The organism is Clostridium sp. BSD9I1, from assembly GCF_900185645.1.
GTDB lineage: Bacteria > Bacillota > Clostridia > Clostridiales > Clostridiaceae > Clostridium_AK.
Window position 1 is genome coordinate 282,108 of the sequence record NZ_FYAM01000004.1, and the last position, 25,801, is coordinate 307,908.

General features: G+C 31.5%; 22 protein-coding genes. 20 read left to right on the plus strand and 2 right to left on the minus strand.

Translation table 11 applies throughout. The features are described 5' to 3' along the window. The first annotated feature begins 165 nt into the window (after positions 1 to 165). Complete coding sequence (locus BSD9I1_RS01840) at positions 166 to 1,362, plus strand: C40 family peptidase (protein ID WP_186428871.1); 1,197 nt, start codon at positions 166 to 168, stop codon at positions 1,360 to 1,362. 24 nt (positions 1,363 to 1,386) lie between these two features. Here the strand turns inward: BSD9I1_RS01840 and BSD9I1_RS01845 are convergent, their stop codons facing one another. Beyond that, a complete protein-coding gene (locus BSD9I1_RS01845; RefSeq protein ID WP_186428872.1) occupies positions 1,387 to 2,466 on the minus strand; it encodes a YARHG domain-containing protein in 1,080 nt (359 codons plus the stop codon). Between the two features lie 390 nt (positions 2,467 to 2,856). Here BSD9I1_RS01845 and yjeM point away from each other — a divergent pair, with 390 nt between their 5' ends. From yjeM to BSD9I1_RS01865, 4 genes are all read left to right on the plus strand, one after another. Beyond that, positions 2,857 to 4,362 carry a glutamate/gamma-aminobutyrate family transporter YjeM gene (gene yjeM, locus BSD9I1_RS01850; RefSeq protein ID WP_186428873.1) on the plus strand — a complete coding sequence of 502 codons (1,506 nt, stop codon included), beginning with the start codon at positions 2,857 to 2,859 and terminating at the stop codon, positions 4,360 to 4,362. Positions 4,363 to 4,468: 106 nt separating this feature from the next. Next, a complete protein-coding gene (locus BSD9I1_RS01855) occupies positions 4,469 to 5,590 on the plus strand; it encodes a M20/M25/M40 family metallo-hydrolase (protein WP_186428874.1) in 1,122 nt (373 codons plus the stop codon). A 39-nt stretch (positions 5,591 to 5,629) separates the two neighbouring features. Beyond that, entirely contained in the window at positions 5,630 to 6,496 is an 867-nt protein-coding gene (locus BSD9I1_RS01860; protein WP_242966379.1) for a mechanosensitive ion channel family protein, read from the plus strand. 8 nt (positions 6,497 to 6,504) lie between these two features. After that, entirely contained in the window at positions 6,505 to 7,557 is a 1,053-nt protein-coding gene (locus BSD9I1_RS01865) for a DNA polymerase IV (RefSeq protein WP_186428875.1), read from the plus strand. Positions 7,558 to 7,622: 65 nt separating this feature from the next. Here BSD9I1_RS01865 and BSD9I1_RS01870 read toward each other — a convergent pair whose 3' ends face one another. Further along, positions 7,623 to 8,351, minus strand: coding sequence for an MBL fold metallo-hydrolase (locus BSD9I1_RS01870; protein WP_186428876.1), 729 nt, complete (start codon positions 8,349 to 8,351; stop codon positions 7,623 to 7,625). Between the two features lie 203 nt (positions 8,352 to 8,554). On the opposite strand from BSD9I1_RS01870, the gene BSD9I1_RS01875 reads away from it, so the two are divergent. The 15 genes from BSD9I1_RS01875 (at position 8,555) to BSD9I1_RS01945 (ending at position 25,777) form a co-directional block, all read left to right on the plus strand. Further along, entirely contained in the window at positions 8,555 to 9,625 is a 1,071-nt protein-coding gene (locus BSD9I1_RS01875) for an FIST signal transduction protein (protein WP_242966380.1), read from the plus strand. 92 nt (positions 9,626 to 9,717) lie between these two features. Then, positions 9,718 to 10,908 (plus strand): serine/threonine-protein kinase, encoded by a 1,191-nt coding sequence (locus BSD9I1_RS01880; RefSeq protein ID WP_186428877.1) that lies wholly within the window; start codon positions 9,718 to 9,720, stop codon positions 10,906 to 10,908. 236 nt (positions 10,909 to 11,144) lie between these two features. After that, complete coding sequence (locus BSD9I1_RS01885) at positions 11,145 to 12,470, plus strand: NCS2 family permease (RefSeq protein ID WP_186428878.1); 1,326 nt, start codon at positions 11,145 to 11,147, stop codon at positions 12,468 to 12,470. Between the two features lie 128 nt (positions 12,471 to 12,598). Next, the gene (locus tag BSD9I1_RS01890; RefSeq protein ID WP_186428879.1) at positions 12,599 to 13,501 is read left to right on the plus strand and encodes an acyl-CoA dehydratase activase-related protein; all 903 of its coding nucleotides are present in this window, start codon (positions 12,599 to 12,601) and stop codon (positions 13,499 to 13,501) included. Then, positions 13,498 to 14,598, plus strand: coding sequence for an acyl-CoA dehydratase activase-related protein (locus BSD9I1_RS01895; protein ID WP_186428880.1), 1,101 nt, complete (start codon positions 13,498 to 13,500; stop codon positions 14,596 to 14,598). Before BSD9I1_RS01890 ends, BSD9I1_RS01895 begins: the two co-directional genes overlap by 4 nt. Then, on the plus strand, positions 14,579 to 15,550 hold the full coding sequence (locus BSD9I1_RS01900) for an acyl-CoA dehydratase activase (RefSeq protein ID WP_186428881.1): 972 nt from the start codon (positions 14,579 to 14,581) through the stop codon (positions 15,548 to 15,550). The genes BSD9I1_RS01895 and BSD9I1_RS01900 overlap by 20 nt, the downstream gene beginning before the upstream one ends. A 688-nt stretch (positions 15,551 to 16,238) precedes the next feature. Further along, positions 16,239 to 16,481, plus strand: a complete 243-nt coding sequence (locus tag BSD9I1_RS01905; RefSeq protein ID WP_186428882.1) for an acyl carrier protein — start codon at positions 16,239 to 16,241, stop codon at positions 16,479 to 16,481. Next, complete coding sequence (locus BSD9I1_RS01910) at positions 16,478 to 17,947, plus strand: AMP-binding protein (protein WP_186428883.1); 1,470 nt, start codon at positions 16,478 to 16,480, stop codon at positions 17,945 to 17,947. The genes BSD9I1_RS01905 and BSD9I1_RS01910 overlap by 4 nt, the downstream gene beginning before the upstream one ends. A gap of 76 nt (positions 17,948 to 18,023) precedes the next feature. Then, the gene (locus tag BSD9I1_RS01915) at positions 18,024 to 19,139 is read left to right on the plus strand and encodes an acyl-protein synthetase (RefSeq protein WP_186428884.1); all 1,116 of its coding nucleotides are present in this window, start codon (positions 18,024 to 18,026) and stop codon (positions 19,137 to 19,139) included. Continuing rightward, complete coding sequence (locus BSD9I1_RS01920) at positions 19,132 to 20,436, plus strand: acyl-CoA reductase (RefSeq protein WP_186428885.1); 1,305 nt, start codon at positions 19,132 to 19,134, stop codon at positions 20,434 to 20,436. Before BSD9I1_RS01915 ends, BSD9I1_RS01920 begins: the two co-directional genes overlap by 8 nt. A gap of 297 nt (positions 20,437 to 20,733) precedes the next feature. Next, positions 20,734 to 22,110 (plus strand): sigma-54-dependent Fis family transcriptional regulator, encoded by a 1,377-nt coding sequence (locus tag BSD9I1_RS01925; protein ID WP_242966381.1) that lies wholly within the window; start codon positions 20,734 to 20,736, stop codon positions 22,108 to 22,110. A gap of 316 nt (positions 22,111 to 22,426) precedes the next feature. Next, positions 22,427 to 23,881 (plus strand): 4-hydroxyphenylacetate 3-hydroxylase family protein, encoded by a 1,455-nt coding sequence (locus tag BSD9I1_RS01930; protein WP_186428886.1) that lies wholly within the window; start codon positions 22,427 to 22,429, stop codon positions 23,879 to 23,881. Between the two features lie 27 nt (positions 23,882 to 23,908). After that, positions 23,909 to 24,181: a NifU family protein gene (locus tag BSD9I1_RS01935; protein WP_186428887.1), complete on the plus strand. Its 273-nt coding sequence runs from the start codon at positions 23,909 to 23,911 to the stop codon at positions 24,179 to 24,181. 5 nt (positions 24,182 to 24,186) lie between these two features. Then, positions 24,187 to 24,498, plus strand: coding sequence for a hypothetical protein (locus tag BSD9I1_RS01940; RefSeq protein ID WP_186428888.1), 312 nt, complete (start codon positions 24,187 to 24,189; stop codon positions 24,496 to 24,498). Beyond that, positions 24,476 to 25,777 carry an acetyl-CoA hydrolase/transferase family protein gene (locus BSD9I1_RS01945; RefSeq protein ID WP_186428889.1) on the plus strand — a complete coding sequence of 434 codons (1,302 nt, stop codon included), beginning with the start codon at positions 24,476 to 24,478 and terminating at the stop codon, positions 25,775 to 25,777. The genes BSD9I1_RS01940 and BSD9I1_RS01945 overlap by 23 nt, the downstream gene beginning before the upstream one ends. Positions 25,778 to 25,801: the final 24 nt, after the last annotated feature.

The following is a 25,801-nucleotide window of genomic DNA, read 5'->3' on the forward strand; positions in this document are numbered from 1 at the left end:
CAATTTAAATGATATAATAGTATCAAAGTAAAATTTCCTACATAAAATATTCATAATTATTCCATATAATGTGGAGGTAATTACTAAGTATAATTTAAGTAATGAAACATCTTCATAAATTAAGATGTGATAATCTATAAGGAAACATGGACAAGGGGTGGGAACTTGAATAAGAAATTAAAAATTTATGCTAGTATACTAACAGTGATTTTCATTAATAGTAGTGTGGTATCTGCAGCGCCTTTATCAAAGCAGCTGCAAATTCAAAAGCAGAGATTAGAACAAGAAAAAAAGACATATGAAGATATAACAAAAAAATTGGAAGAAAAAGAAATCGCTATAGAGCATTTGGACAATAAAATACAAAAGGCACTTGCAGAGGTTGAAGGATACAAAAGTAAAATATCAAAAACCGAAGCAAATATCGAGCAAGTAAATAAGGATATAACTAAAGCAGAAGAAGATTTGGAAAAGCAGCAGGACTTGTTTAATAAAAGAGTGAGAGCCTTATATGTTAATGGACAAGCTTCTTACTTAGATGTTCTTGTTGAGGCAGAAGGATTCTCTGATCTTATGAGTAGAGTTGAAAATGTAAGAAGAGTAATGAAATATGATAAAGAAATATTTGCTGAAATGGAGTCTCAAAGAGAAGTTTTGAATGCTAAGAAAAGTGAGTTAGATAAAGAAAAACAAAACTTAGTAGCATTTAAGAATAATAGTGAAAAGAAGTTAGCGGAGATAAAAGAATCTGCTGCTGAGCAAAAGAGGCTCATTCAAGACTTAAATAGTGAAAAGAAGATTTATGCATCAAAAATAAATACTTCGCAGGTAGCAGTAAATTCAACATTACAAGCAATAAATGAAGCTAATGCAAAAGCAGCAGCAGAAGAAGCTGCAAGACGACAAGCAGCAGCAAATAATAGTTCAAATGGTAATAGTGGTGGCAATGGTAATAATAGTAATAATGGGTCTACACCTTCAAGGGGTGAAAACAATAATGGCTCTGTATCAGGAAGTAGTGTAGTAGCTTATGCACAAAACTTTTTAGGGGTGCCATATCTTTGGGGGGGAACAACTCCAAACGGATTTGATTGCTCAGGATATATGCAGTATGTATATGCCCATTTTGGGGTTAGTATAGGAAGAACTACCTACAATCAAATACATAATGGAGTTGAAGTATCACGTTCAGAGCTTCAGCCTGGTGATCTAGTATTGTTTGGTACATGGAATGATCCTCATCATGTAGGAATGTATATAGGAGGAAATCAGTACATACATGCTCCACGTACAGGAGATGTAATAAAGATATCTCCGCTTACGAGATCTGATTATCTTACTGCTAGAAGAATACTAAATTAAAAAGTAGAGATTAGAACCAAAGTTCTAATCTCTACTTTTTTCATATTGCAATATAAGCTGTACATTTTTATACTCTACGGGATACAAGTCGGTGTTTAATCCCTTAAATTCAGGATTTGGAACATACCAGTCTTTGTCTTGAAAATAGCTTTTGAAAGGCTCTTGGCTAAATACATATCCATGGCGTGCATAAATCTCATTTCTTGCAATACCTAATTCATATTTAGTTAGGTTTTTCAAATCATATACAGATAGCTCTTGAGTAGAACTATTTGGGAAGATAAAATCTAAATTATTATTTAAGTCTTTAATATTAGGATGTTCCTTAGAAATTTCGGTATCTGGATTTGAAGTTGTAATTTTTGCAGGTTCAAATACTATACTGCTTGTATCACTTAAGTTATTCATATCTACAACTAGAGGCTTGATATTGGAGCCTTGGTACTTAACCACCACAGGAGAGTATATGAAAAAGTCGTATTCTTTATCAGAATTAGTATTTTTTAAATCTAATTTTATATCATTTACTATTACCTCAATATTTTTATCTTGAGGAATATATATGGATTTTTTAACTATAAATGGGAAAGGTTCTATTAGCCAATCATCATTTTTCTTGGTAAGTTTTATAATAAAGTTTTTGGTTGGAACCTCATCAGAGTAAATGGATACATTATAAAACATAGTATGGACTTTTTCTCCAATAGTCTTATAAAGAGCGGTATCTGCTTCTTCTATAGTAAAGTTTTTAATAGGAGCCAAGCTTAAAGCTTTTCCAAAGCTTTCTTTACTTAAAAATGGGGAAGATTGAAGTTTTGCAGTATCTAAATTTTTAAAAGCTTTTTCATAGTTTTTATTTTGTAAGTTATTAAAAAATCCATTGATGACATTTTCAGGATTGGAATTTACAGAGCTATAAGATTGAATAATGGTAAAAGATAAAACTAATAATACCAGGCCTAAAAATGCAATTATTTTTTTATTTATAGGAAATTTTATTTTAGTTGAATTTGAATTATCAGAATTAGAAAGCTTATAGCCGCAACAACTACAGAATTTAGAATCTAAGTTTAAAATCTCCGTGTCGCAATTTGGACATTGCATGAATATCACTCCTTTTGAACTTGCTATGAAATTTGGTATATATTAATATTATAACAAAATTAAACAATTAATAAAATATTATTGGAAACAAAGTAATTTATTATAAATAAAATATAATAAAATAGGGGAATATCAGTTATAACAAATTGATAAAAACATAAATAGTATAAAATGATGCATATTCCGACTAATTGTATAGTACAAATTATTTGAAATAACTTAAAATAGCTTTAAAATGCATTAAAAATACTTGTTTAATAATTAAATCCAAAACAAGAATTGTTTAAGTACGCTTCCTTAATCTTAAAGTATAAAAACCTTGTGGAGGAACAAGCTAATAATACATTTAATTATAAATTCTATAAATCATGCAAGGAAGTGATTCGTTAAATGGATAAAAAGAATAGTAAAAAATTAAGTCTTAAGGCACTTGTATTGATGATTTTTACATCTGTATTTGGATTTGCAAACATGCCGAGATCTTATTATTTAATGGGATATGGAGCTATTATCTGGTATATATTTGCCGCATTTGCATTTTTTATTCCCTTTGCATTTATGATGGCGGAATTTGGATCTGCTTTTGAAAAAGAAAAGGGAGGGATTTATTCGTGGATGAGTAAATCTGTAGGTCCAAAATTTGCTTTTGTAGGAACATTTATGTGGTATGCATCCTATATCGTATGGATGGTTAATATATCATCAAGTATATGGATACCTTTTTCAACATCTATATTTGGAGATGATAGAACAGCTACGTGGGCAGCATTTGGGCTAAACTCAACTCAAGTTATCGGGATATTAGGCATAATATGGGTAGTATTAGTAACTCGCATTGCATCCAAAGGTGTGGATCAAATAACTAAAATAACTTCTATAGGAGGTACTGCAGTAGCGGCACTTAATATAGTTTTGATTGTAGGTGCGGTTTTAATTTTCATAGCAAATGGAGGAACACTTGCGCAGCCCCTTCAAGGAGGAAGGGCATTTATAAGTTCGCCAAACCCTGGATATCAAACCACTATATCTTCTTTGGGATTTTTAGTATTTGCTATATTTAGTTACGGTGGGATAGAAGTTGTAGGAGGTTTAGTTGATGAAACGGAAAATGCAAGAGTTAATTTTCCTAAGGGAATAACGTTAGCTGCGATAGTAATTTCTATAGGATATTCACTTGGAATATTTTTATGTGGGGTATTTACTAACTGGCAAGATGTTTTATCCTCCAATAGAATTCATATGGGGAATGTAGCGTATATATTGATGAAAAATTTTGGATATGAATTTGGAAGAGCATTTGGACTTGGAGAAGTTGTATCGGTTCAAATTGGAATATGGGTAGCAAGATTTGTAGGATTATCAATGTTCTTAGCTTTGACAGGGGCATTCTTTGCACTTTCTTATTCGCCCTTAAAGCAGCTTATTGATGGAACTCCACACGGGCTTTGGACTCCTAAAATTGAAGAAACTAAAGATAATATACCAGTTAATGCTATGTGGGTTCAATGCGGTATTGTAGCAGTTATGATTGCGTTAGTATCATTTGGTGGAGAAGGAGCCTCTAAGTTCTTTTCAAGGCTTATACTGATGACAAATGTAGCGATGACATTACCATACATGTTTTTATCAATAGCATTTCCTGCTTTTAAAAAGAATACTAATATAAGAAAGCCTTTTGAATTCTTTAAAAGTTACTCAATGGCATTTTTAGCAACAGCTCTTGTTACATTAACTGTTGGATTTGCAAATTTATTTACTATAATAGAGCCGACAATAATGAAGGGAGATTACATGTCAACCATATGGATGATTGTAGGACCAGTAGTATTTATTATAGCAGCTCTGATAATCTATGGAAGATACGAAAGAAAAGTTAAAAATAAAAAAGTAGCATAAAGCTAAATAATTATGAGTAGATATAGTAAGTAACAAACCTATGGAAAAGTCCTTATAAAGGGCTTTTCTATATTAAATGTTACTTATAGAAATAGGGGATGATAAAGTGATAAATAAAGAAAGACTAATTAATAAATTTTTTGAATATGTTAAAATTGATAGTGAAAGTTTTAATGAAAATGAAATGGCACAAACTCTTATAAAAGAGATGAAAGAGTTAGGAATGAGGGTTGAAACGGATACGGCAGGAGAAAATACAGGATCAAATGCAAATAATGTATATGGGTATTTAGATGGAGATTTAGCTATAGAGTCAATACTATTTTGTGCCCATATGGATACTGTAAAGCCAGGTAAGGGCATAAAACCTATAATTAAAGATGAAGTTATATATAGCAGTGGGGATACAATACTTGCAGGAGATGATAAAGCAGGCATTTCATCTATCTTAGAAGCTATAAGAACTATAAAGGATAAAAATTTGTCTCATGGGCCGATAGAAGTAGTATTTACCATAGCAGAAGAAGAAGGACTTTATGGTGCTAAGGGCGTAGAATATGAAAGATTGGCATCTAAGAAAGGATTTATAGTAGATAGTTCAAAGGAGGTAGGAGCTGTAATTGTAAAGGCCCCAGCAGAAAGTCAAATTACAGTTAAAATAAAGGGAAAGGCATCTCATGCAGGGGTTGAACCTGAAAATGGGATAAGTGCTATTCAAGTTGCTGCATATGCAATTTCAAATATGAAGCTTTTAAGAGTGGATGAGGAAACTACAGCAAACATTGGGACTATAATTGGGGGAGAAGCAACAAATGTTGTGTGTCCGTATGTGGAAATTAAAGCAGAAGCTAGAAGTTTAAACATGGATAAATTAAATACTCAAATAGAACATATGACAGATTGTTTTAAAAAGGCTTCAGAAAAATTCGGAGCTGAGGTTTATGTAGAAAATAAATTGAGCTATGGAAATTATGCAATAAGTGAAGATGATGAAATACTAGAGATAATAAGAGAAGCTTGTGATAAAATAGGAGTAACCTTTAAATTAGAATCAACAGGCGGAGGTAGTGATGTAAATGTATTTGCATCTAAAGGAATAAAGACAGTGAATTTGGGAACTGGAATGTCTAAGGACCATACTGTAGAGGAATATATAAAGGTGAAAGATTTAGTAAATGTAAGTAGACTAGTTCTTCAAATAATGCTTAGAAACAATAAAATTATATAAAATAGAAATTAAAATAAGGGGATAGGGGTGCATATATTTTTGGTTAAAGTAAGTCAGTGGTTTGAATATATAAGTTTAAAATTTGGAATGCTTGGGGTAATTCCCAAGTTTTTGCTTACATTAGGTATAGCTGGAATGCTATATTCTTTTAATAAAGTTATAGTAAAGAAAGTTGATGAGACTAATTGGAAGTCAACAAAAATACTGACTACAAAAAAAGTCATTTCTAATATTTTAAGGATTGTTTTTATAGTGATTTTAATTCCTGTATGGGTATATGAAACAAAAGACATAATGACATTTCTAGGACTTTTTTCAGCAGGACTTGCATTTGCGCTAAAGGATTTAGTATCTAGCTTTTTAGGTTGGATAATTATAAATTCTCATAAACCATTTACTTTAGGGGATAGAATTAAAATTGGAGACAGTATAGGAGATATAATTGAAATAAATTGGTTTTATACAACCATAATAGAAGTAACTCAAACAAGTAATGCATATGGACAAAGTACTGGAAGGCTTATTCATATACCTAATATAAAGCTCTTAAGTATCGAGGTTATTAATGGAACAGGAAGTTTTCCGTATAGTTGGAATGAAATTGAAATAAAGCTTTCTATAGATAGCAACTGGGAGAAGGCAAAAAAAATAATACTTGATAAGGCTGAAGATATTCTTGGGAATATGGAAGAGGAAGTAAGAGAAGCTTTAGACATGGCGGCTAAAACCCAACCAATTTATTATCAAAATCTCTCTCATACGGTATATACTTCCCTTTCTGAGGGGAAAGTAGTTCTTACATTAAGATTTATTTGTGGTTCCAGAAGTTTCAGAACTTTGGAACATACTATAGTTGAGACTATACTTATTGAATTTAAAAAACACGAAGATATAAAACTTATATAGGTGAATATATGGATAAAGTTATAATGCATGTAGATATGGATGCGTTTTTTGCATCAGTTGAAGAATTAGATAATCCAAAGCTAAAGGGAAAACCTGTAATAGTAGGGGGGATTGGAGAAAGAGGAGTGGTTGCAACTTGTTCTTACGAAGCAAGAAAGTATGGAGTTCATTCTGCTATGCCAATATTTATGGCTAGAAAAAAATGCCCAATGGGCATATATCTTCCTACTAGACATGAAAGATATAAGGAAATTTCTAATAAGGTATTTGATATACTTTATGAGCTTACCCCTAAAGTGGAACCGGTATCTATCGATGAAGCCTATTTAGACATATCAGATTTAAACATAAACACCATGGATGCTGTAGATTATATAAAATCTAGAGTAAAAAAAGAAATAGGACTAACTATATCTATGGGGATTTCCTATAACAAGTTTTTGGCAAAACTGGGTTCGGATTGGAATAAGCCAAATGGAATAATGATAATTACAAAGGATATGATTCCGGGTATTTTACTTCCGTTACCTATTTCTAAGATTCATGGAATAGGTAAAAAGTCCAGAGATAGATTAAATAACATAGGAATTTATACTGTAGAAGACCTTTATAAATTACCCCAGGATTTTTTCTTTGAATACTTCGGTAAGTTTGGCGTAGAAATCTATGAAAGAATACGTGGAATAGATAAAAGAGAAGTTGAAATCACTAGAGAAAGGAAATCTGTAGGACGTGAAACTACTCTTAAAAATGATATTAAAAATAAGGATGAAATGAAGAGATATTTAAGGGAGTTTTCAAATGAGGTCTCTTGTTATCTGAAAAACAAAGGATTGTTAGGAAAAACTATAACAGTAAAAATTAAGACCTCATCCTTTGAAAATCACACAAGGAGCAAAACACTGCTAAATTATATTGATGGTGATGAAGATATATTTAAAGTATCTTGCGAGATATTAGATGCAATAGTATTTGAAGATAGTATTAGGCTCATTGGTCTTACGGTGTCTTCGCTTAGTGATAACAGTATAAGGCAGATGTCCTTTTTTAGTAACCAGTAACCAGTATTCAAGTTTTAGTAAATTTAGTTTTGCTACTAAAAACGTTCGGAACTGATTACTGGTTACTAAAACTCAATAATTTCTCCTCTTTTTGAAATCTTAGCTATGTTTGTTTTACCACTTTTAACTTTACGATAAAACTTCTGTGGCATAGAATAATCGTCCCAAAAGTGCATTGGTATAAATAAATCTGGATGTACTTTACTTATAAAATACTCCCCTCCTATATGAAAAAATTCTTCTAGCCTTGGATCCGTGGGGAAAAAGGCTACATTTATTTTTTTTTCAGCTATTTTCCATATTTCCTTTTTAAAGTTTAGTTCCATAGTCTCTTGATTTTCTATACAGGTATGTTTCCAATGCCACCAATTTAAATCTCCAGCATGAAAAATGGTTAATCCATCAACTTCTATAAAAAAGGATACTCCGATATCTGTGGAATCAAAAGTTTTTATTTTAATTCCTTGAAAGATAAGTTCTTTGTTAGCAAATATAAAATGATAATTCTTTTTATAATCCCGTAAAGGAACATCACAGCTCATAATATAGTTAATGTTTGGGTTTATGTCACTCCAGCTAAAAATCACATCATTAAAATGATCATGATGAGCATGAGATACAAATACGTATATATTTTTTTTACTCTTAAGTGAAGGAATATCTATAACCCCATTTTCCAATGTTGGGTCTAAATTTTGAGGGCAATTATAGTAATAATCAAATATCAAAAAGAAGTTTTGAGTTTCTACTGCAAATCCATCGTGATATAAATAATGTATTTTTGCTTTATTCATATGAACACCCCTCTGTGAAAAGCATGCATATACATTTTAACAATATTTATCTAATTATAAAAGATGAAAAATAAGCTGAATTTTGGGATAATAATGAATTTTATGGTGAGATATGGTTTAAAATGTATTATAATATAAGCATGGGTAAAAATTAACATGAAGTAATGCTGGTAATGATTAAAGGGAGTTAAGGGGTGGAGTAGATGTTTTTAAAAACATTAGAAGAGGTAAAAGGCTATATTGATAATTTAAGCTTAAAACAAAATGATGCATTAATGATACTTGTGGGAGAAAAAAGCAGTAATGATTTATGGGAAGTAAGAGAATATTTAAATAACAAAGATATAAGATTTTTTGGTGGAATATATCCTAGGCTATTGGTTGAAGATAAGTGCTTAGAAGAGGGATTTATTATAGAAAAATACGAGCCTGTTTATTTATCTATAGTATTACCATATCTTATGAGGTTTAAGATGGATAAGTCACTTATAGAAGATAATACAGTTTTAGTTTTAGCAGATGGGCTTTCTCCTAAAGTTCAGGATTTAATGGATACTATATATGATAAGGTTGGAAATAAGGTAACTTATATTGGTGGAGGGGCAGGATTTTACGATCTAAAGCAAAGAACATGCATATTCGATAATAAGGGAGTTTATCAGGATGTAGCTTATGTGTGTATTATAAAAAATAAAACAAACATAGCAGTAAAACATGGTTGGAATAAATTGGATGGACCTTATGTTGTTACAGAGTCTCATGGAAATATAATATCAAAAATAGATGGATACAGTGCATTTCATATATACAGAGATGTTATGGAAGAAGTCGAAAGAATAACATTATATAAATCAGATTTCTTTATATATGCTAAAGACCATCCATTTGGAATAGTGCAAAAGGGAAAGTATGAATTAATAGTAAGAGATCCTATTAGCATAACAGATAATGAAGAGATCATTTGTGTAGCTAATATACCTGAAGGCAGTGATGTGTATATATTAAAGGGAGATAAAAATTCACTTTTAAGCTCCTCACTAGAAATAGCGGAGCAAATTTCCTTAAATGCTCCAGAAAAATATCAACCTATGCTTTTCAATTGTATATCAAGAGCAATGTTCTTAGAAGGTAACTTTGAAGAAGAACTTAAAAATATTCAAAAGAAATTAAAATATAAAGTAATAGGTGCATTATCAATTGGAGAAATATCCTCTACAAAGACTGGAGAAGTTATTATACATAATAAATCAACAGTGTTAGGTCTTGTTAATTAAAATCAAAAAATAAAATAAATTACCCCCTCAAATTGCAAAAAAATTCCGTATAGATTTATGGGAGTATTTTTGAATGAAAGAGGGGGGTTTTTTTGCTTGAACAAGGAAGTGTTCTTGATAGAAAATACGAAGTTATTGGGATTATTGGACAAGGTGGAATGGGAAGCGTATATTTGTGCAAGAATATAAACTTGGATACTTTATGGGCGATAAAGGAAGTCCCAAAGGAAGTAAAAAGTAATGTTAATTTTTTAGCGGAACCTAATATACTTAAGAAGCTAAAACATCCAGGTATTCCGAGGATTATAGATATATTTTATGAAAATGATAATTTGTATATGGTAGAAGATTATATAGAGGGTGAGAACTTAAAGGAATATGTTAAAAGAAAAGGTAATTTAACTACTGAGGAGATATGTAGGATTGCATCAGAAATGGGTGAAATAGTAGAATACTTGCATAGCTTTGACCCTCCTATTATACATAGAGATTTAAAGCCTTCTAATATAATGATAACTCCAGAAGGTGGGGTAGTTTTAATAGATTTTGGAATTTCAAGAGTATATAAGCCAGGTCAAGAAAGTGATACAGTATATATTGGATCAAGGGGATATGCAGCCCCAGAACAATTTTATGGTACTGGACAATCATCTATACAAACAGATATTTATGCTTTAGGTGCTGTAATATATTTTATGCTTACTGGTAAAGGGCCATCTACGGCATTAGAACCATTATATGATGAGAACTATGATGAAAATGTAAATATAGATATAAGAGAAATAATAAAAAAGGCAATGAAAATTAAGGTTGAAGAAAGATATAGTTCTATTAAAGAAATGAGTAAAGAAGTCCATAAGGTTTCAGAAACAGAAGCTACAATTTTAAGAACTAGATTATTTTTAAGCGAGGAAGATAGTTCAAAATCCACTAAAAAGAAATCTTTACGTAAAAGCTTACTAATATTCTTTTTAATTACTACCTTAATTATTATAGGAACGTATAGCTTGATATATAGTTATCAGGAAAGTAAGGCTAATACAAGGGAAAATTTGGACAATGTTAATAATATAAATGAAGGTCTTGATAAAAATCTAGAAATAGTAGACTTAGAGGAAAGCGACATCCCTACTATAGAAAATAATACAGATGAACAAAATGATAATATCAACACAAATGGAGAAAACAATAAAGAAGATAACGACGATAATAAAGAAGATGAGGACAATGATGGTAAAAAGGATAAAAATAAGGGAAAGGCTAAGGGCAAATCCAAAAAGTAAAAAAGTTAATAATTATTTTATATGTTTAAATGCAAAAGTATAAACAAAATTACTTTTGCATTTATCATTTTATGGCAAATAATAATAAAGTTAATGAACGAAAACGTTCGTAAAAAAATGTTGACTTATAGTTCGGTATCTAGTAATATATAAAATTGTGGTTTCAAAAAACTACATGTTTTCGATTGAATTATACAATTTACTACATAAAATTATAATGAAAGAGGGGCAATTTGATGAGAAATTCACAAGAATTAAAAGGTAGCTTTTTAGATTCATACTTTGGGTTATCTGAAAATAAAACTAATATAAAGACTGAAATTCTTGCAGGTATTACGACTTTTATGACAATGGCATATATATTGATAGTAAATCCAAATATATTAAAGGATGCTGGAATGAATTTTGGAGCTGTATTTACAGCAACAGCTTTAGCATCTGTAATATCAACACTTATTATGGGGATATACGCAAAGCTTCCATTTGCACAAGCACCAGGAATGGGACTTAATGCATTTTTTGCATATACTATAGTTATAGGAATGGGTCACACTTGGCAATTTGCATTAACAGCGGTATTCTTAGAAGGAATTATATTTATACTGCTTACAGTATTTAATGTAAGAGAAGCTATAATAAACTCAATACCTACTAATATAAAAAAAGCAATTTCGGTTGGAATCGGAATTTTCATAGCGTTTATAGGGCTTGAAAATGCAGGCATAGTACTTCACCCAAAGGATGGAGGAACAATACTTGCACTAGGCAATATAACTTCTGGTACAGCACTACTTGGGATAGTAGGAGTTATAGTAACCGGAGCTTTGGTTGCAAAAAATGTAAATGGGGCATTGCTTTTAGGAATTATAGCTACTACACTTATAGGAATACCTATGGGAATTACTAAGTTTCCTACCGAGATTATAAGTGCGCCACCAAGCATAGCACCTATATTTATGAAATTTGAATGGAATAATATATTTAGTTCTGATATGGCAATAGCATTATTTACATTGATATTTATGGATATGTTTGATACTGTAGGAACACTTGTAGGAGTATCCACTAAAGCTGGAATGTTAGATGAAGAAGGAAATGTTCCAAGAGCAAAAGAGGCTCTTTTATCTGATGCTATAGGAACTACTATGGGAGCATGCTTTGGAACAAGTACTGTATCAACATTTGTTGAAAGTGCTTCGGGAGTTGCAGCGGGTGGAAGAACAGGACTTACAGCAGTATCCACAGCAATTATGTTTGCAATAGCATTATTTTTATCACCATTATTTTTAATGATACCGGCAGCAGCTACAGCGCCATCCTTAATATTAGTTGGATTATTCATGCTATCACCTATAAAGGAAATAGAGTTAGAAGATTTTAGTGAAGCTATTCCAGCTTTCTTAACAATAATTATAATGCCTTTAAGTTACAGTATTTCTGATGGTATAGTATTTGGAATAGTATCTTATGTATTATTAAAGGTACTCACAGGAAAATACAAGGATGTAACAATAACAACATATATAGTTGCTGCATTATTTGTACTAAAGTTCTTAATTTAGGAATATAGGTACTAGGTGCTAGAAAAGTGAAAAGTCTCTTATGAGGCTTTTCTTTTTTTGTATAAAAAATAAAAACTTGTCAAGAATTTAATAGAAAACTGAGTTTATTAAGCAAGGTGGTGTTAAATTTGAAAGTTGGTATTCCTAAGGGACTTTTATTTTATAGATATTATAATTTTTATATAACTTTTTTTGAAGAGCTTGGCTTGGAAATAGTACTATCTCCTAATACAAATAAAGATATATTAAATGAAGGGGTTAGATATTGTGTAGATGAAGCTTGTGTACCAATGAAGATATTCCATGGGCATTGTGCTTATCTTAGAGATAAGTGTGATTTTATATTCATACCTAGAATAATGAAGCTTTATGAAAATGAATATATATGTCCTAAATTTTGTGGACTTGTAGAAATGGTTCAAAATAGTATACCTAATATGCCAACGATAATTTCAGAGCCTATATATGCTGATAGTTTAAAAAGTTTAAAGAAATGGGCTTTTAAGGTAGGTGCTAAATTTACTAAAAATATAGTAGTTATTAATAAGGCTTTTAATACAGCATTGAAGAAACAAAATGGATATATAGGTGGATTAAATGATAAGGAATTTAAAATAAAGGTGGCATTAATAGGGCATCCTTATAATTTGTATGATAGCTATATTAATATGAATTTAGTAGTAAAGCTAAATAAGTTAGGAATAGGAGTTATCACAGAAGAACATATAGGGACTTCTTATATAAATAAAGAGTCAGAAAAGCTATTTAAAAAACCATTTTGGACTTTTGCAAGAAATTCTTATGGTTTTGGAGCATATATGGCTGAAAACAAGCTAGCCGATGGAATAATATATGCCTCATCTTTTGCTTGTGGCATAGACTCTGTAGTAGTTGATCTTATAAAACATAGAATAGAAGGATTTCCTTTTCTAGAGCTTAAGATAGATGAGCAGACAGGGGAGGCAGGTTTTGTTACAAGGCTAGAAGCATTTACAGATATGCTGAAAAGAAAGGAGGCAGAGGTGATATGAAGGTAACTTTTCCGCAACTTGGGAATACATACTTTGCTGTAAAAGCTATATTTGATGACATAGGGATAGAATATGTTTTGCCACCTGTAAGCAATAAAACTTGCCTTGAAATGGGTGTGAAGAGTTCCCCAGAAGAAATGTGCTTCCCATTTAAAATAATGATGGGAGCTTACATACAAAGTATTGAAAATGGAGCAGATACTATAATTTTGCCTGGAAGCTGTGGGCCCTGTAGATATGGAGAGTACTGTGAATTACAAATGAATATATTAAGAAAGCTAGGGTATAACGTTAAGTTTATAGTGATAGATGCGCCAGGAAGTATAGGAAAAGATGAACTTTTAAGCAGGATAGCAGAGATAGGAAAGTATTCAAAAAAATTAAGAAACCAAAAGATAGTAGCAGTTTTAAAGGGATATAAAATTATAAATCTAATAGATGGAATAGAGAGAAAAGCAAGGCTTCTTTCAGGGTATGAGGTAAATAGGGGAGAGTGTAAAAGGCTATTAAGAGAATGTAAGAAAAAAGCCTTAAGTGCTTTAGGATCTAAAGAGATGATTAAAGTACTTATGGAGTATAAAGAAAAGCTAGACAATGTGAAGCTAGATAAACATAGAAAGCCCATTAAAATAGCTATAATAGGAGAAATATATACTATATTAGAGCCATTTTCAAACCAGTATATTGAAGATAAACTTATGGATATGGGAATATCTACTCAAAAGAGCTTAACTCCAAGTTGGTGGGTTAAAAATACTGTACTATCTCCATTTAAATTAAATTCCATAAACATAAGAAGGGCTTCTAAAAAATATCTTCCTTTGTATATCGGTGGGCATAGTAGAGAGTGTGTTGGAGAGGCAGTACTTGCACATAAAAATGGATTCGATGGAGCTGTTCAAATACTGCCAATGGGGTGTATGCCGGAAATTGTATCAAAGTCAATTTTACCAACAATAGCTAGTGATAAAAATTTTCCTATTATGACTTTGGTGGTAGATGAAATGACTGGGCAGGCAGGATTTGATACAAGGATAGAAGCTTTTGCTGATTTGTTAGAAAGGAGAAGAGGTAATAATGTATTATATGGGTATTGATGTAGGATCAGTGAGTACTGATATAGTTTTAATAGATGAAGAAAGTAATGTAGTTGATGGATTATATTTAAGAACTAAAGGAAGACCTATACAGGTTATTCAAGATGGATTTAGAAAACTTAGAGAAAAATACAGAGGTGAAGATATAAGATCCGTAGGAACTACAGGAAGTGGAAGAAAGATTTCTGGATTTTTAGTAGGAGCGGATTCGGTAAAAAATGAAATAACAGCCCATGCTGTAGCAGCGTTGGAGATTGACCCACAGGTAAAAACTATAATTGAAATAGGTGGTCAGGATTCTAAGATAATAATACTTAAAGACGGAATAGTAACAGATTTTGCAATGAATACGGTTTGTGCAGCAGGTACGGGTTCCTTTTTAGATAGGCAGGCAGAGAGACTTGGAGTACCTATAGAGAATTTTGGTAAAATGGCCCTTGAATCTAAAAACTCTGTGCGTATTGCTGGAAGATGTGCAGTGTTTGCAGAATCTGATATGATACATAAACAGCAAGTAGGGCATAAACAGGAAGATATAATAAGAGGGCTTTGTGAAGCGCTAGTTAGAAATTATTTAAATAACGTGGGCAAGGGAAAAGAGATTAAGGATAAGATATTTTTTCAAGGTGGAGTTGCAGCAAATGAAGGCATGAAAAAAGTTTTTGAAGAAACATTAGGTACCAATGTATATGTGCCAAAGCATTATGGACTTATGGGAGCTATAGGAGCTGCAATTTTAAGTAAAGAAACAGTAAAGGCTCAGGGGTATACTAATTTTAAAGGATTTAATGTTTCTGAAAGTGTATTTAACTCAGAAAGCTTTGAATGCACGGGATGCCCCAATGGATGTGAAATAATAAGCATAAAAAGTGATGGCGTAATTATAGGCAATTTAGGAGATAGATGCGGAAAGTGGAGCAGCGTTGATTCTCAAGTTACTGTTTCAAGTTAAAAGTTATAATTTGGTATGATAAATGCTATGTAAAGAAGTAATCACATATAATTTATGGGAGGTGATTACTTTGAATATAGATATAACACAGCAGGCATTAAATTATATAGACAAAAGGAATATTAAGTCGCTGATAATAGACTTAACGGCCAGCGAAATAAATCCCGGATGAGGACCTTGTGGAGGTACCAGGCGGTACTATCAACCTCATGTATATGAGGAAATTGAGAATAATTTAGATTTAGATAAATATGAAGTGTTAAATTTTTTAGATATACAAGTACTTTTAAGCAAGAAAATATATAATACAAAGGTAAACGATATAACTATAGATTTAATACAATTGTTTTTTTTGAAGAAACTTATATTAAAGGACTTGGATATGATATTTTTTTAAATGGAATTGTTGCAATATTACATCTCGATGCAATATTGCAACAATCAAGCTTGTATTATTTATACTACTAATTATACAATTAAGGGATTTATATAGTAAAGCTCGTTGCAAAAATGCAACGAGTTCTTTTTAATTTATATTCATGAAATTGAGAGTTTTAATAATAATAGTTTTAAAGCATAGTTAATCTTATGAATTAATTAAAATTCATAAAGTTATAATATTAATTGGTATAAAATTTGCTTGTTTAATTAGTAAGATTATTAATATTTATTTTAGGGGGAATTTATTATGACAAATTTAGATAAGTTAAATAATTTAATATGTGATGTATTTAATATTAAGGATAAATCAGAGTTAATCGATGACTTAGGTCCAGATGAAATTGAGTCATGGGATTCATTAGCTCAAGTTGAACTTGTAACTGGGCTTGAAGAAAAGTTTGGATTATCTATAGATGTTTTAGATGCATCTAGAATGTACACTATAAGAGATATAAAAAAAATAGTTAAAAAGTACGGTGTTGAGATATGACCTTTACTGACTATGTGTTCCAGTACTCCAAAGATAGCGAAGATGTAGCAGTAATTGATAAAGATGAAATAAGCTATAAAAGTATATATTTAAAGGTTTTACAAATAGCTTGTATGCTAAAATGCAACAAGAATAATGAACCTGTACTCTTGATATCGGAAAACTCAACATTTTTTATAACCTGCTATTTTTCGATTATAAAAAGTGGGCGAATATGCATACCTATAAATCCTTCTATATCTTTGGAGGATATAGAATATATAATAAATGAACTTTCTATAAAAGATATCTTTGTACAGCATAAGCTTTTAAATAAGATAAAGGAAATCAATAAAAATTTAATAAATATATACACAGAAAAAGATATTGAATACATTTTTCATGAAAGAAATATAAAAGATGATTTAAGTGAGGAAGATCAGCCTAATATAGATGAAGAAGATATTGCGGTAATTCTTTTTACATCAGGTTCAACTGCAAAGCCTAAAGGAGTTATGCTGTCTCACAATAACTTGATTTATAATACTAATTCAATAATACAATATTTAAAACTTACTAGTAAGGATAGAGTAGAGGTTGTACTCCCATTTTACTATTGCTATGGAACATCTCTCCTCCATACTCACTTTAGAGTTTGTGGAAGTTTAGTTATAAACAATAAATTCATGTTTCCTCAAACAGTTATAGATGATATAAATAAGTATAAATGTACAGGATTTGCAGGAGTGCCAAGTACTTTTCAAATACTTTTAAAAATGACTAATATAAAAGAAAGCGAGTTTCCTTCTTTAAGATATATTACTCAAGCGGGGGGAAGGCTTCCTAATATATTTATAAAAGAGCTTATGGATATGCTAAAAGAAGTAGAAATTTATATAATGTATGGACAAACTGAAGCTACAGCAAGGCTTTCATATCTTCCACCAGATCTTTTAGAGCATAAGCTAGGTTCTATAGGAAGAGGAATACCTGGGACAGAGCTTAAGGTAATAAATCACTATGGCCAGGAGGTTAAGCCAGGAGAAACAGGGCATATAGTTGCTAGAGGAAAAAATATAATGAAGGGATACTTCAATGATAAGGAAGAAACTAATAAGGTGTTAAAGAACGGTTATCTTTATACAGGAGATTTAGGAATTGTAGATGAAGATGGGTATATATATATTATAGCTAGAGAAAAAAATATAATAAAAAGTGGGGGGAATAGAATCAGTCCTAAGGAAATAGAAGATGTAATTTTAGAAATTGAAGACGTATTAGAATGCGCTGTTATAGGAGTGGAAGATGATACCTTAGGAGAGGCTGTAAAAGCGGTAGTGGTCTCCAAGAGAAGTAGCATAACATTTACAGATATACAGACGTACTGTAAGGATAAGCTGCCAAGATATAAAGTACCTAAATATATTAAGTTTGTTTCAAGTCTTCCTAAGAATTCTTCTGGAAAAATTCTTTTTAATCAGTTGTAATAAAGTGGAATCGCCAGAGGCCTTTTCATAAAATGGAGTAACCTCACAGGTGGTTATTGCAGAGGTGGTGACTAAAATGGAAAGTGATAACTTGATTGAAACTCTTATATTTGATAAACAATTCAATAAAAATCAATGTGAGAAAGAGCAAGTTTTGATAGATATATTTAAAGAACAGTTAGAAAATAATACGAAGAATCGAAACTTAAGATGCATGTATGATAAGGCAGGATTTGATACAAATTATTTTAATAGATTAGAAGATATACCTTTTATACCTGTAAATATGTTTAAACAATTTAAGTTATTTAGTTGCGATGAAGAAAAAATAATAAGAGTACTAGAATCAAGTGCTACAACCACAGGTATACCAAGTAAGATATATATAGATAGGCAAACTTCCATAAGACAAACTCAGGCGCTTATATCTACTTTAAGAAATTTTCTAGGAGAAAAGAGAAGGCCTGTACTTATAATAGATAGTGAGGATATAAATAAAAATAGCTCCAATTTAACAGCAAGAGGAGCAGCGGTAAGAGGGATAAGTAATTTTGCAAGTAAGATAGTATATGCAATGGATAAGAATGGAGATGAATTAAGTGTAAATTTAGATAGAATAAGAGAATTTGAAAGACTTTATGGGGATGAAGAAGTAATTATATATGGGTTTACTTTTATAGTTTGGAGTGAGTTTATAAGTAAATTAAAAGAAAACAATATGACTTTTAATTTCCCAAAGGCGACGCTTTTGCATAGCGGTGGATGGAAAAAGCTCACCGAAGGAAAGGTGTCTAAGGAGGAGTTTTCTAAAACATGCAGTTATATATTGAATATGCAATGTAAAGGTGTACTTGATTTTTATGGAATGGTAGAACAGCTTGGAGTAATATTTATAGACTGTGAATGTGGAAATAAGCATGTACCGGATTTTGCTGAGATAATAATAAGAGATTTAAATACTCTATATGAGGTTGAAATTGGGGAAAAAGGATTTATTGAAGTAATGAGTACTCTCTCCACAAGTTATCCCTCTCAGGCAATACTCACAGAGGATATAGGAATATTTATGGGGGTAGATGATTGCAAGTGTGGAAGGAAAGGGAAGTATTTTAGGTTTTTATCTAGAGTAGAGAAGTCCGAAGTAAGAGGTTGCGGAGATACTTTTGCTGAAAGGAAGGTAGGAAATGATTGAATGCTATTCTTTAAGTGGAGAATTTTATGAAAGCCCTAGGTGTTTTACAGACTTTGATGATATTAAAAGCAAACTTGATTTTGGGCAAGATAATATAAAGGATTTTCCTATAGAGGCAATAATAAGTTTAATAGATGAGTACAGCAAAAAAATCTCTAGAGATAAAGAGCTGTTAAGGGAAGAAGGAACGGCTTTTTTAACATTTTATTTAAAGAAAAATAGTATAGATAAAATGGTTGATTTAAGTACAGGAAATAAGAATTATTTAAATGGTTTTGTAGATGTTGGGAATGGAAAATATATAAAAGCTCAAAGAAAGGGCCTTATATGCCATTGGATTGCAGGAAATGTAGGAACTCTAGGTATATACTCTTTAATACAATCTTTGCTTTGTAGGAATTCTAATTTGATTAGAATTCCTAAAGAACTTATAGGTATCACTTTAAGGCTTTTAAAGCCGTTAAAAGAAGTTGAAGTAAACTTAAATGATATTTATTATAGAGGAGAAGATTTATTAAAGGCCATTTCGATTATATATTTTAAAAGTGATAATTTTAGTCTGAATAATAAAATGTCCTCCATTGCTGACGGACGCGTTTTTTGGGGTGGAGAAGAAGCATTAAACTCGGTAAAAAAGCTTACTCAAAAGACCACTTGTAAGGATATAATATTTGGACCTAAGTATTCCTTTGCAGTAATGGACAGGGAAGCCGTAGAAAGTATTGAACTTGAAAGATATCTTGAAAAGCTTGCAATAGATATAATTACATTTAATCAAAAGGCCTGTTCATCACCACATGTTGTTTTCATAGAAAAGGGTATTATATCTTTAGATGAAGTATGTAATAGATTTGCAAAAATGTTCAACAAAATATCTAGAAAGTATCCAGTAAAGTATATAGAACAAGGAGCCGCAGCTAAAATAATAAATAAAAGAGGAGAATACGGATTAAGTTTAGATAAAATGCTTTATAACTCTAAAAGCTTTAACTACACAATACTTGTAAATGACAATACAGCCCTTGAAGAACCTATAGGATATAGAACTGTATTTTTAAAAGAAGTATCCAATGTATTTGATATAAAAAACTTGATAACTTCTAAAATACAAACTATAGGCATTGCTTTTAATGATAAAAATAAAGCATTGAGTTTTACAGAGGAAGTTACTCAGAGGGGAGTAGATAGGGTTATAGCATTAGGGAGTATGAATATATATGATTATCCATGGGATGGAATGATGGTAATGCATGAACTTTTAAGATGGTGTTCACTAAGCCTTGAGGAGAGCTTATAAAAATTTATGAGTGATTTTTTTAAAATTTTTAATTTATAAGAAGTGCAAAGAATTTTAGAAACCTATACTAGTAAACAGTAATTAGTTATAAATATTTTTTTAGAAAATATATATTTACTGTATACTACCTATCGGCTTCTTAAAAGTCCTTTGCATTTTTATTTTGCATTGAAGAAAACTTAAATTAAATGTATAATATTGCTTAAAATGGAATTTGATTTTATTAACAAAAGGTGATAAATGATAACAATTAAAATGTAATAAATTTATATAAAAATATATTTAGGGGGTAGGCCTGTGATAGACTTTGATGCAGTAATTGAATCTTCATATGATGGTATATATATTACTGATGCAGATGCAAATACTATAAAGATAAATAGGGCTTATGAAAATATAACGGGGCTAAAGAGAGAAGATATGCTGGGTAAAAATATGAGGGAACTCGTCAGAGATGGAGTTATATCTAACTCTGCAACTTTAGAGGTGCTTAAAACTAAGAAGTCTATAACTATTAATCAGTCTTTTAAAACTGGTAAGAAGGCTTTAGTTTCTGGAAGTCCTATATTTAACGACAGTGGGCGAATCACTATGGTAGTTACTAATGTTCGTGATGTAACTCAATTGTATGAACTTAATGAGCAGTTGGCCAAACACAGAGAGCTATCTAAGAAGTATCATTCGGAGATAGAAGCTATGAGAAGTCAACTTTTGAATTCGACAGATATCATAGCAGAAGATAAGAATATGTTAAATACACTGAGAATGGCGAAAAGAGTGGCTAATGTAGATACTACTGTCCTACTTTTAGGAGAAACGGGAGCAGGTAAGGAAGAAGTAGCAAAATACATACATAAAAATAGTAAAAGAAGCAAGAAACAATTTATAAAGATAAACTGTGGGGCAATACCTACTAATTTAATCGAAAGTGAACTTTTTGGATATGAGAAGGGTGCGTTTACAGGAGCAAATAAGGAAGGGAAGATGGGTCTTTTTGAGATATCGGATGGAGGAACCATATTTCTAGATGAGATAGGTGAGCTTCCTTTAGACATGCAAGTAAAACTTCTAAGAGTTCTTCAAGAAAGAGAAGTTGAGAGAATTGGTTCAGTAAAATCTATAAAAATAGATGTTAGGGTAATTGCAGCTACAAATAGAAATCTTGAAGATATGGTAGCAAAAAAGATCTTTAGACAGGATTTATATTATAGATTGAATGTAGTGCCTATAGTTATTCCGTCATTAAGGGATAGGAAAGGTGATATAGCTCCTCTTGTTGAGCATTTTCTTAAAGGTTTAAATAAAAAATATGAACTTAATAAAAGCTTTACCAAATGTGCTATGAATTGTTTTACAGAATATAACTGGCCGGGAAATGTACGTGAGCTTAAAAATGTAGTGGAGAGAGTAGTAATAATGAGTAGCTCTGACAAAATACTTGAAAGTGAGCTTCCTATACAGAATAAACTTGGGATTTTAGATGGAAAGTTAAAAGATTGTGAGGAAGATGTAAATCTTAAAGAAGTGATAGAAAAGATAGAACTTAAATTTATAAATAATGCTTTTGAACGATATGGGAATGTAAGAGATGCGGCAAGATCTTTAGGGATAGATGCATCAACTTTAGTAAGAAAGCGTAAAAAGTATGGAGAAAAGTATGTGTTGCAAGAATAAAACATGTTGCATTTTTGCAAAAGTCTATAAATAGCTCATTGTGAAACCGTTTTTAGTGAATATTAATAAAAGGAAGAAGAATTGTTGTAGAACTGCAACGATTCTTTTTCCTTTAGAAATTGATATTTTATATAAAATAAGTGTAAAACTATCTATTTTAAATGATTTTTAATTATTATTTGTTATATATAATTTATTAATTAAACTTTGGCATGTTACTTGCTTAATATATAAGGTGTAAAGATTTAATTTTTTAATTTATTAATGCATAAAAGCAGAACTTCAATTATTTTATTTATGAAGGGGATGGTTAAAGATGTCACTAATGACAGGAGAACAGTATGTAGAAAGTTTAAGAAAGCTTAATTTAAATGTTTATATGTTTGGAGAAAAGGTGGAAAATCCAGTAGATAATCCTGTACTTCGTCCATCATTAAACTCAGTAAAAGCAACATATGAATTAGCTCAGTTACCTGAATATGAGGATTTAATGACAACTACATCACATATGACAGGAGAAAAGATAAACAGATTTTCACATATACATCACAGTACCGATGATTTAGTTAAGAAAGTTAAAATGCAGAGACTTTGTGGACAAAAAACAGCAGCTTGTTTCCAAAGATGTGTTGGTATGGACGCCTTTAATGCAACATATAGTACAACTTTTGAAATAGACAAAGAATATGGAACGAATTATCATGAAAACTTTAAAAAATTTCTTGAGTATTCACAAAAGAATGATTTGACAGTAGATGGAGCTATGACAGACCCTAAAGGGGATAGAGGCTTATCACCAAGTAAACAAGCAGATCCAGATCTTTATTTAAGAGTGGTTGAAAGAAGACCTGATGGAGTAGTAGTTAGAGGAGCAAAGGCTCACCAGACAGGGATATGTAATTCCCACGAAGTTTTAGTTATGCCAACTATAGCTATGAGACCAGAGGACAAGGATTATGCTATAGCATTTGCAGTTCCTACAGATGCAGAAGGTATAACAATGATAATAGGAAGACAATCTTGTGACTCAAGAAAATCAGAAGAAGGAGCAGATATAGATGTAGGAAATAAAGTGTATGGTGGAGTGGAAGCTTTAACTATATTTGATAACGTATTTGTGCCAAACGACAGAATATTCTTAAATGGAGAAACTGAATTTGCAGGAATGCTTGTTGAAAGATTTGCGGGATATCACAGACAAAGCTATGGAGGATGTAAAGTTGGTGTTGGTGATGTGCTTATAGGAGCAACTGCTCTTGCTGCAGATTATAATGGAGCTCATAAGGCATCTCATGTAAAAGATAAATTAATAGAAATGACCCATTTAAACGAAACATTATATGCTTGTGGAATAGCTTGTTCTGCAGAAGGAACTAAAACCGAATCAGGAAACTATATAATAGATTTATTACTTGCTAATGTATGTAAGCAAAATGTAACTAGATTCCCGTATGAAATAGCAAGACTTGCAGAAGATATTGCTGGTGGATTAATGGTTACTATGCCTTCGGAAAAGGATTATAGAAGTCCAGAAGTAGGACACTATATAGAAAAATACTTAAAAGGTGTGTCATCAGTGCCACTAGAAAACAGAATGAGAATATTAAGACTTATAGAAAACTTAACACTTGGAACTGCAGCTGTAGGATATAGAACTGAATCCATGCATGGTGCAGGTTCACCACAAGCTCAAAGAATAATGATAGCAAGACAAAGTAACTTAGCTCATAAAAAGGCTTTAGCAAAGGCTATTGCTAGAATAAAAGACTAAAACTGAGATTAAGGAAGGGTTGATATTATGTTTGAAAGAGTAGAAAAATTAATCGAAGAAAAGATACGACCTTATATGCAGGGTCACTCAGGGGATGTAAAACTTTTAAGTGTGGAAAATGGAGTGGTAAGTATAAGGCTACTTGGAGAATGTAGTGGATGCCCTTCTGCAAAATATACTGTAGAAGATGTAATAGAATCAAGTCTTAAAAAAGAAATACCTGAAATAAAACAGGTGGTTGTTGAACAAGGGGTCAGTGAAGAATTAATCCAAATGGCAAGAAAGATTTTGAATAGGTGAGTGGATTGAATATAGGAATAAAGTACTGTGGGGGCTGTAATCCAAGGTATGATAGAGGAAGCATAGTTTCAAAATTAAAAGATAGGTATCCTAAATTCAACATAGAGCTTGGGAAAGAAAATATTATTTATGATATAGTGTTAGTTTTGTGTGGATGCACAAGTTGCTGTGCGAATCATGAAAATTTAAAAGCTAAATACAAAAAGCTATTTATGAAAAGTGAGAAAGATTATATAGGTATTGAAAATGATATAGAAGATATCTATGAAACATTCTTTAAGGGGAGTGGTATGTGTGAGTTGGAAGGAAGTTTATAATAGTAAGCTTGTTTCTGCAAAGGAAGCAGTAAGTAAAATCAAATCAGGCGATAGATTAATAACTGGACACGCAGTAGGAGAGCCATCAATACTTATAGATGAAATGGTGGCAAACAAAGAAAGCTATGAAAATGTTGAAATTGTACACATGGTAGCCATGGGGAAGGCTGAATATGCTCAGCCTGGCATGGAAAAATATTTTAAACACAACTCTATATTTATAGGAGGAACCACTAGGGATGCAGTAGCCTCAGGAAGGGGAGAATTCACACCTTGTTTCTTTTCAGAAGTACCTAAGATGTTTAAACAAGGGTATTTGCCTGTAGATGTAGCTTTAATTCAAGTCAGTACACCAGATGAACATGGATATTGCAGCTTTGGAGTTTCCAATGATTACACAAAGCCTGCTGCAGAATCTGCCAAAACTATAATTGCTGAAGTAAATGATCAAATGCCAAGAACTATGGGAGATTCCTTCATACATGTTTCAGAAATAGATTATATGGTGGAAGTTTCCCATCCTGTAATTGAACTAAAACCTCCTAAGATAAGGGATGTAGAAAAGGCAATAGGAGAAAACTGTGCGGCACTTATAGAAGATGGATCAACACTTCAGTTAGGCATTGGAGCTATTCCTGATGCAGTACTACTATTTCTAAAGGATAAAAAGGATCTTGGAATACATTCAGAAATGATATCCGATGGAGTAGTAGAACTAGTAGAGGCAGGGGTTATAACTAACAAACAAAAAACCATTCACCCGGGGAAAATTGTTGTAACTTTTCTTATGGGAACAAAGAGGCTATATGACTTTGTAAACAACAATCCAATGGTTGAAATGTACTCTGTAGACTATGTGAACGATCCATGTGTCATTATGCAAAATAATAAGATGGTATCCATAAACTCATGTGTACAGGTAGATTTCATGGGCCAAGTTGCTTCAGAAAGTGTAGGACTTACGCAAATAAGTGGAGTTGGAGGTCAGGTTGATTTTGTAAGAGGGGCTAACATGTGTAAAAATGGTAAATCAATAATGGCTATGCCATCAACTGCAGCTAAAGGAAAGGTTTCTAAGATAGTGCCTTTATTAGATGAAGGAGCTGCTGTAACTACGTCAAGAAATGATGTAGACTATGTAGTTACTGAATACGGCATAGCGCAGCTAAAAGGAAAGACTTTAAAGGATAGGGCAAGGGCACTTATAAACATTGCACATCCAAACTTTAGACCAAGTTTAATTGAGGAATTTGAGAAAAGATTTAAAGCCAAGTTTTAATATTTAAAAGCGGGGAGGATTAAT

Excerpts from the sequence above, each read along its gene's own strand:
- BSD9I1_RS01900 (WP_186428881.1), top strand. The coding sequence starts at position 14,579 with ATGTATTATATGGGTATTGATGTAGGATCAGTGAGTACTGATATAGTT.
- BSD9I1_RS01885 (WP_186428878.1), top strand. The coding sequence starts at position 11,145 with ATGAGAAATTCACAAGAATTAAAAGGTAGCTTTTTAGATTCATACTTT.
- BSD9I1_RS01865 (WP_186428875.1), top strand. The coding sequence starts at position 6,505 with ATGGATAAAGTTATAATGCATGTAGATATGGATGCGTTTTTTGCATCA.
- BSD9I1_RS01910 (WP_186428883.1), top strand. The coding sequence starts at position 16,478 with ATGACCTTTACTGACTATGTGTTCCAGTACTCCAAAGATAGCGAAGAT.
- BSD9I1_RS01845 (WP_186428872.1), bottom strand. The coding sequence starts at position 2,466 with ATGCAATGTCCAAATTGCGACACGGAGATTTTAAACTTAGATTCTAAA.
- BSD9I1_RS01915 (WP_186428884.1), top strand. The coding sequence starts at position 18,024 with ATGGAAAGTGATAACTTGATTGAAACTCTTATATTTGATAAACAATTC.
- yjeM (WP_186428873.1), top strand. The coding sequence starts at position 2,857 with ATGGATAAAAAGAATAGTAAAAAATTAAGTCTTAAGGCACTTGTATTG.
- BSD9I1_RS01935 (WP_186428887.1), top strand. The coding sequence starts at position 23,909 with ATGTTTGAAAGAGTAGAAAAATTAATCGAAGAAAAGATACGACCTTAT.
- BSD9I1_RS01920 (WP_186428885.1), top strand. The coding sequence starts at position 19,132 with ATGATTGAATGCTATTCTTTAAGTGGAGAATTTTATGAAAGCCCTAGG.
- BSD9I1_RS01895 (WP_186428880.1), top strand. The coding sequence starts at position 13,498 with ATGAAGGTAACTTTTCCGCAACTTGGGAATACATACTTTGCTGTAAAA.
- BSD9I1_RS01875 (WP_242966380.1), top strand. The coding sequence starts at position 8,555 with ATGTTTTTAAAAACATTAGAAGAGGTAAAAGGCTATATTGATAATTTA.
- BSD9I1_RS01870 (WP_186428876.1), bottom strand. The coding sequence starts at position 8,351 with ATGAATAAAGCAAAAATACATTATTTATATCACGATGGATTTGCAGTA.
- BSD9I1_RS01905 (WP_186428882.1), top strand. The coding sequence starts at position 16,239 with ATGACAAATTTAGATAAGTTAAATAATTTAATATGTGATGTATTTAAT.
- BSD9I1_RS01930 (WP_186428886.1), top strand. The coding sequence starts at position 22,427 with ATGTCACTAATGACAGGAGAACAGTATGTAGAAAGTTTAAGAAAGCTT.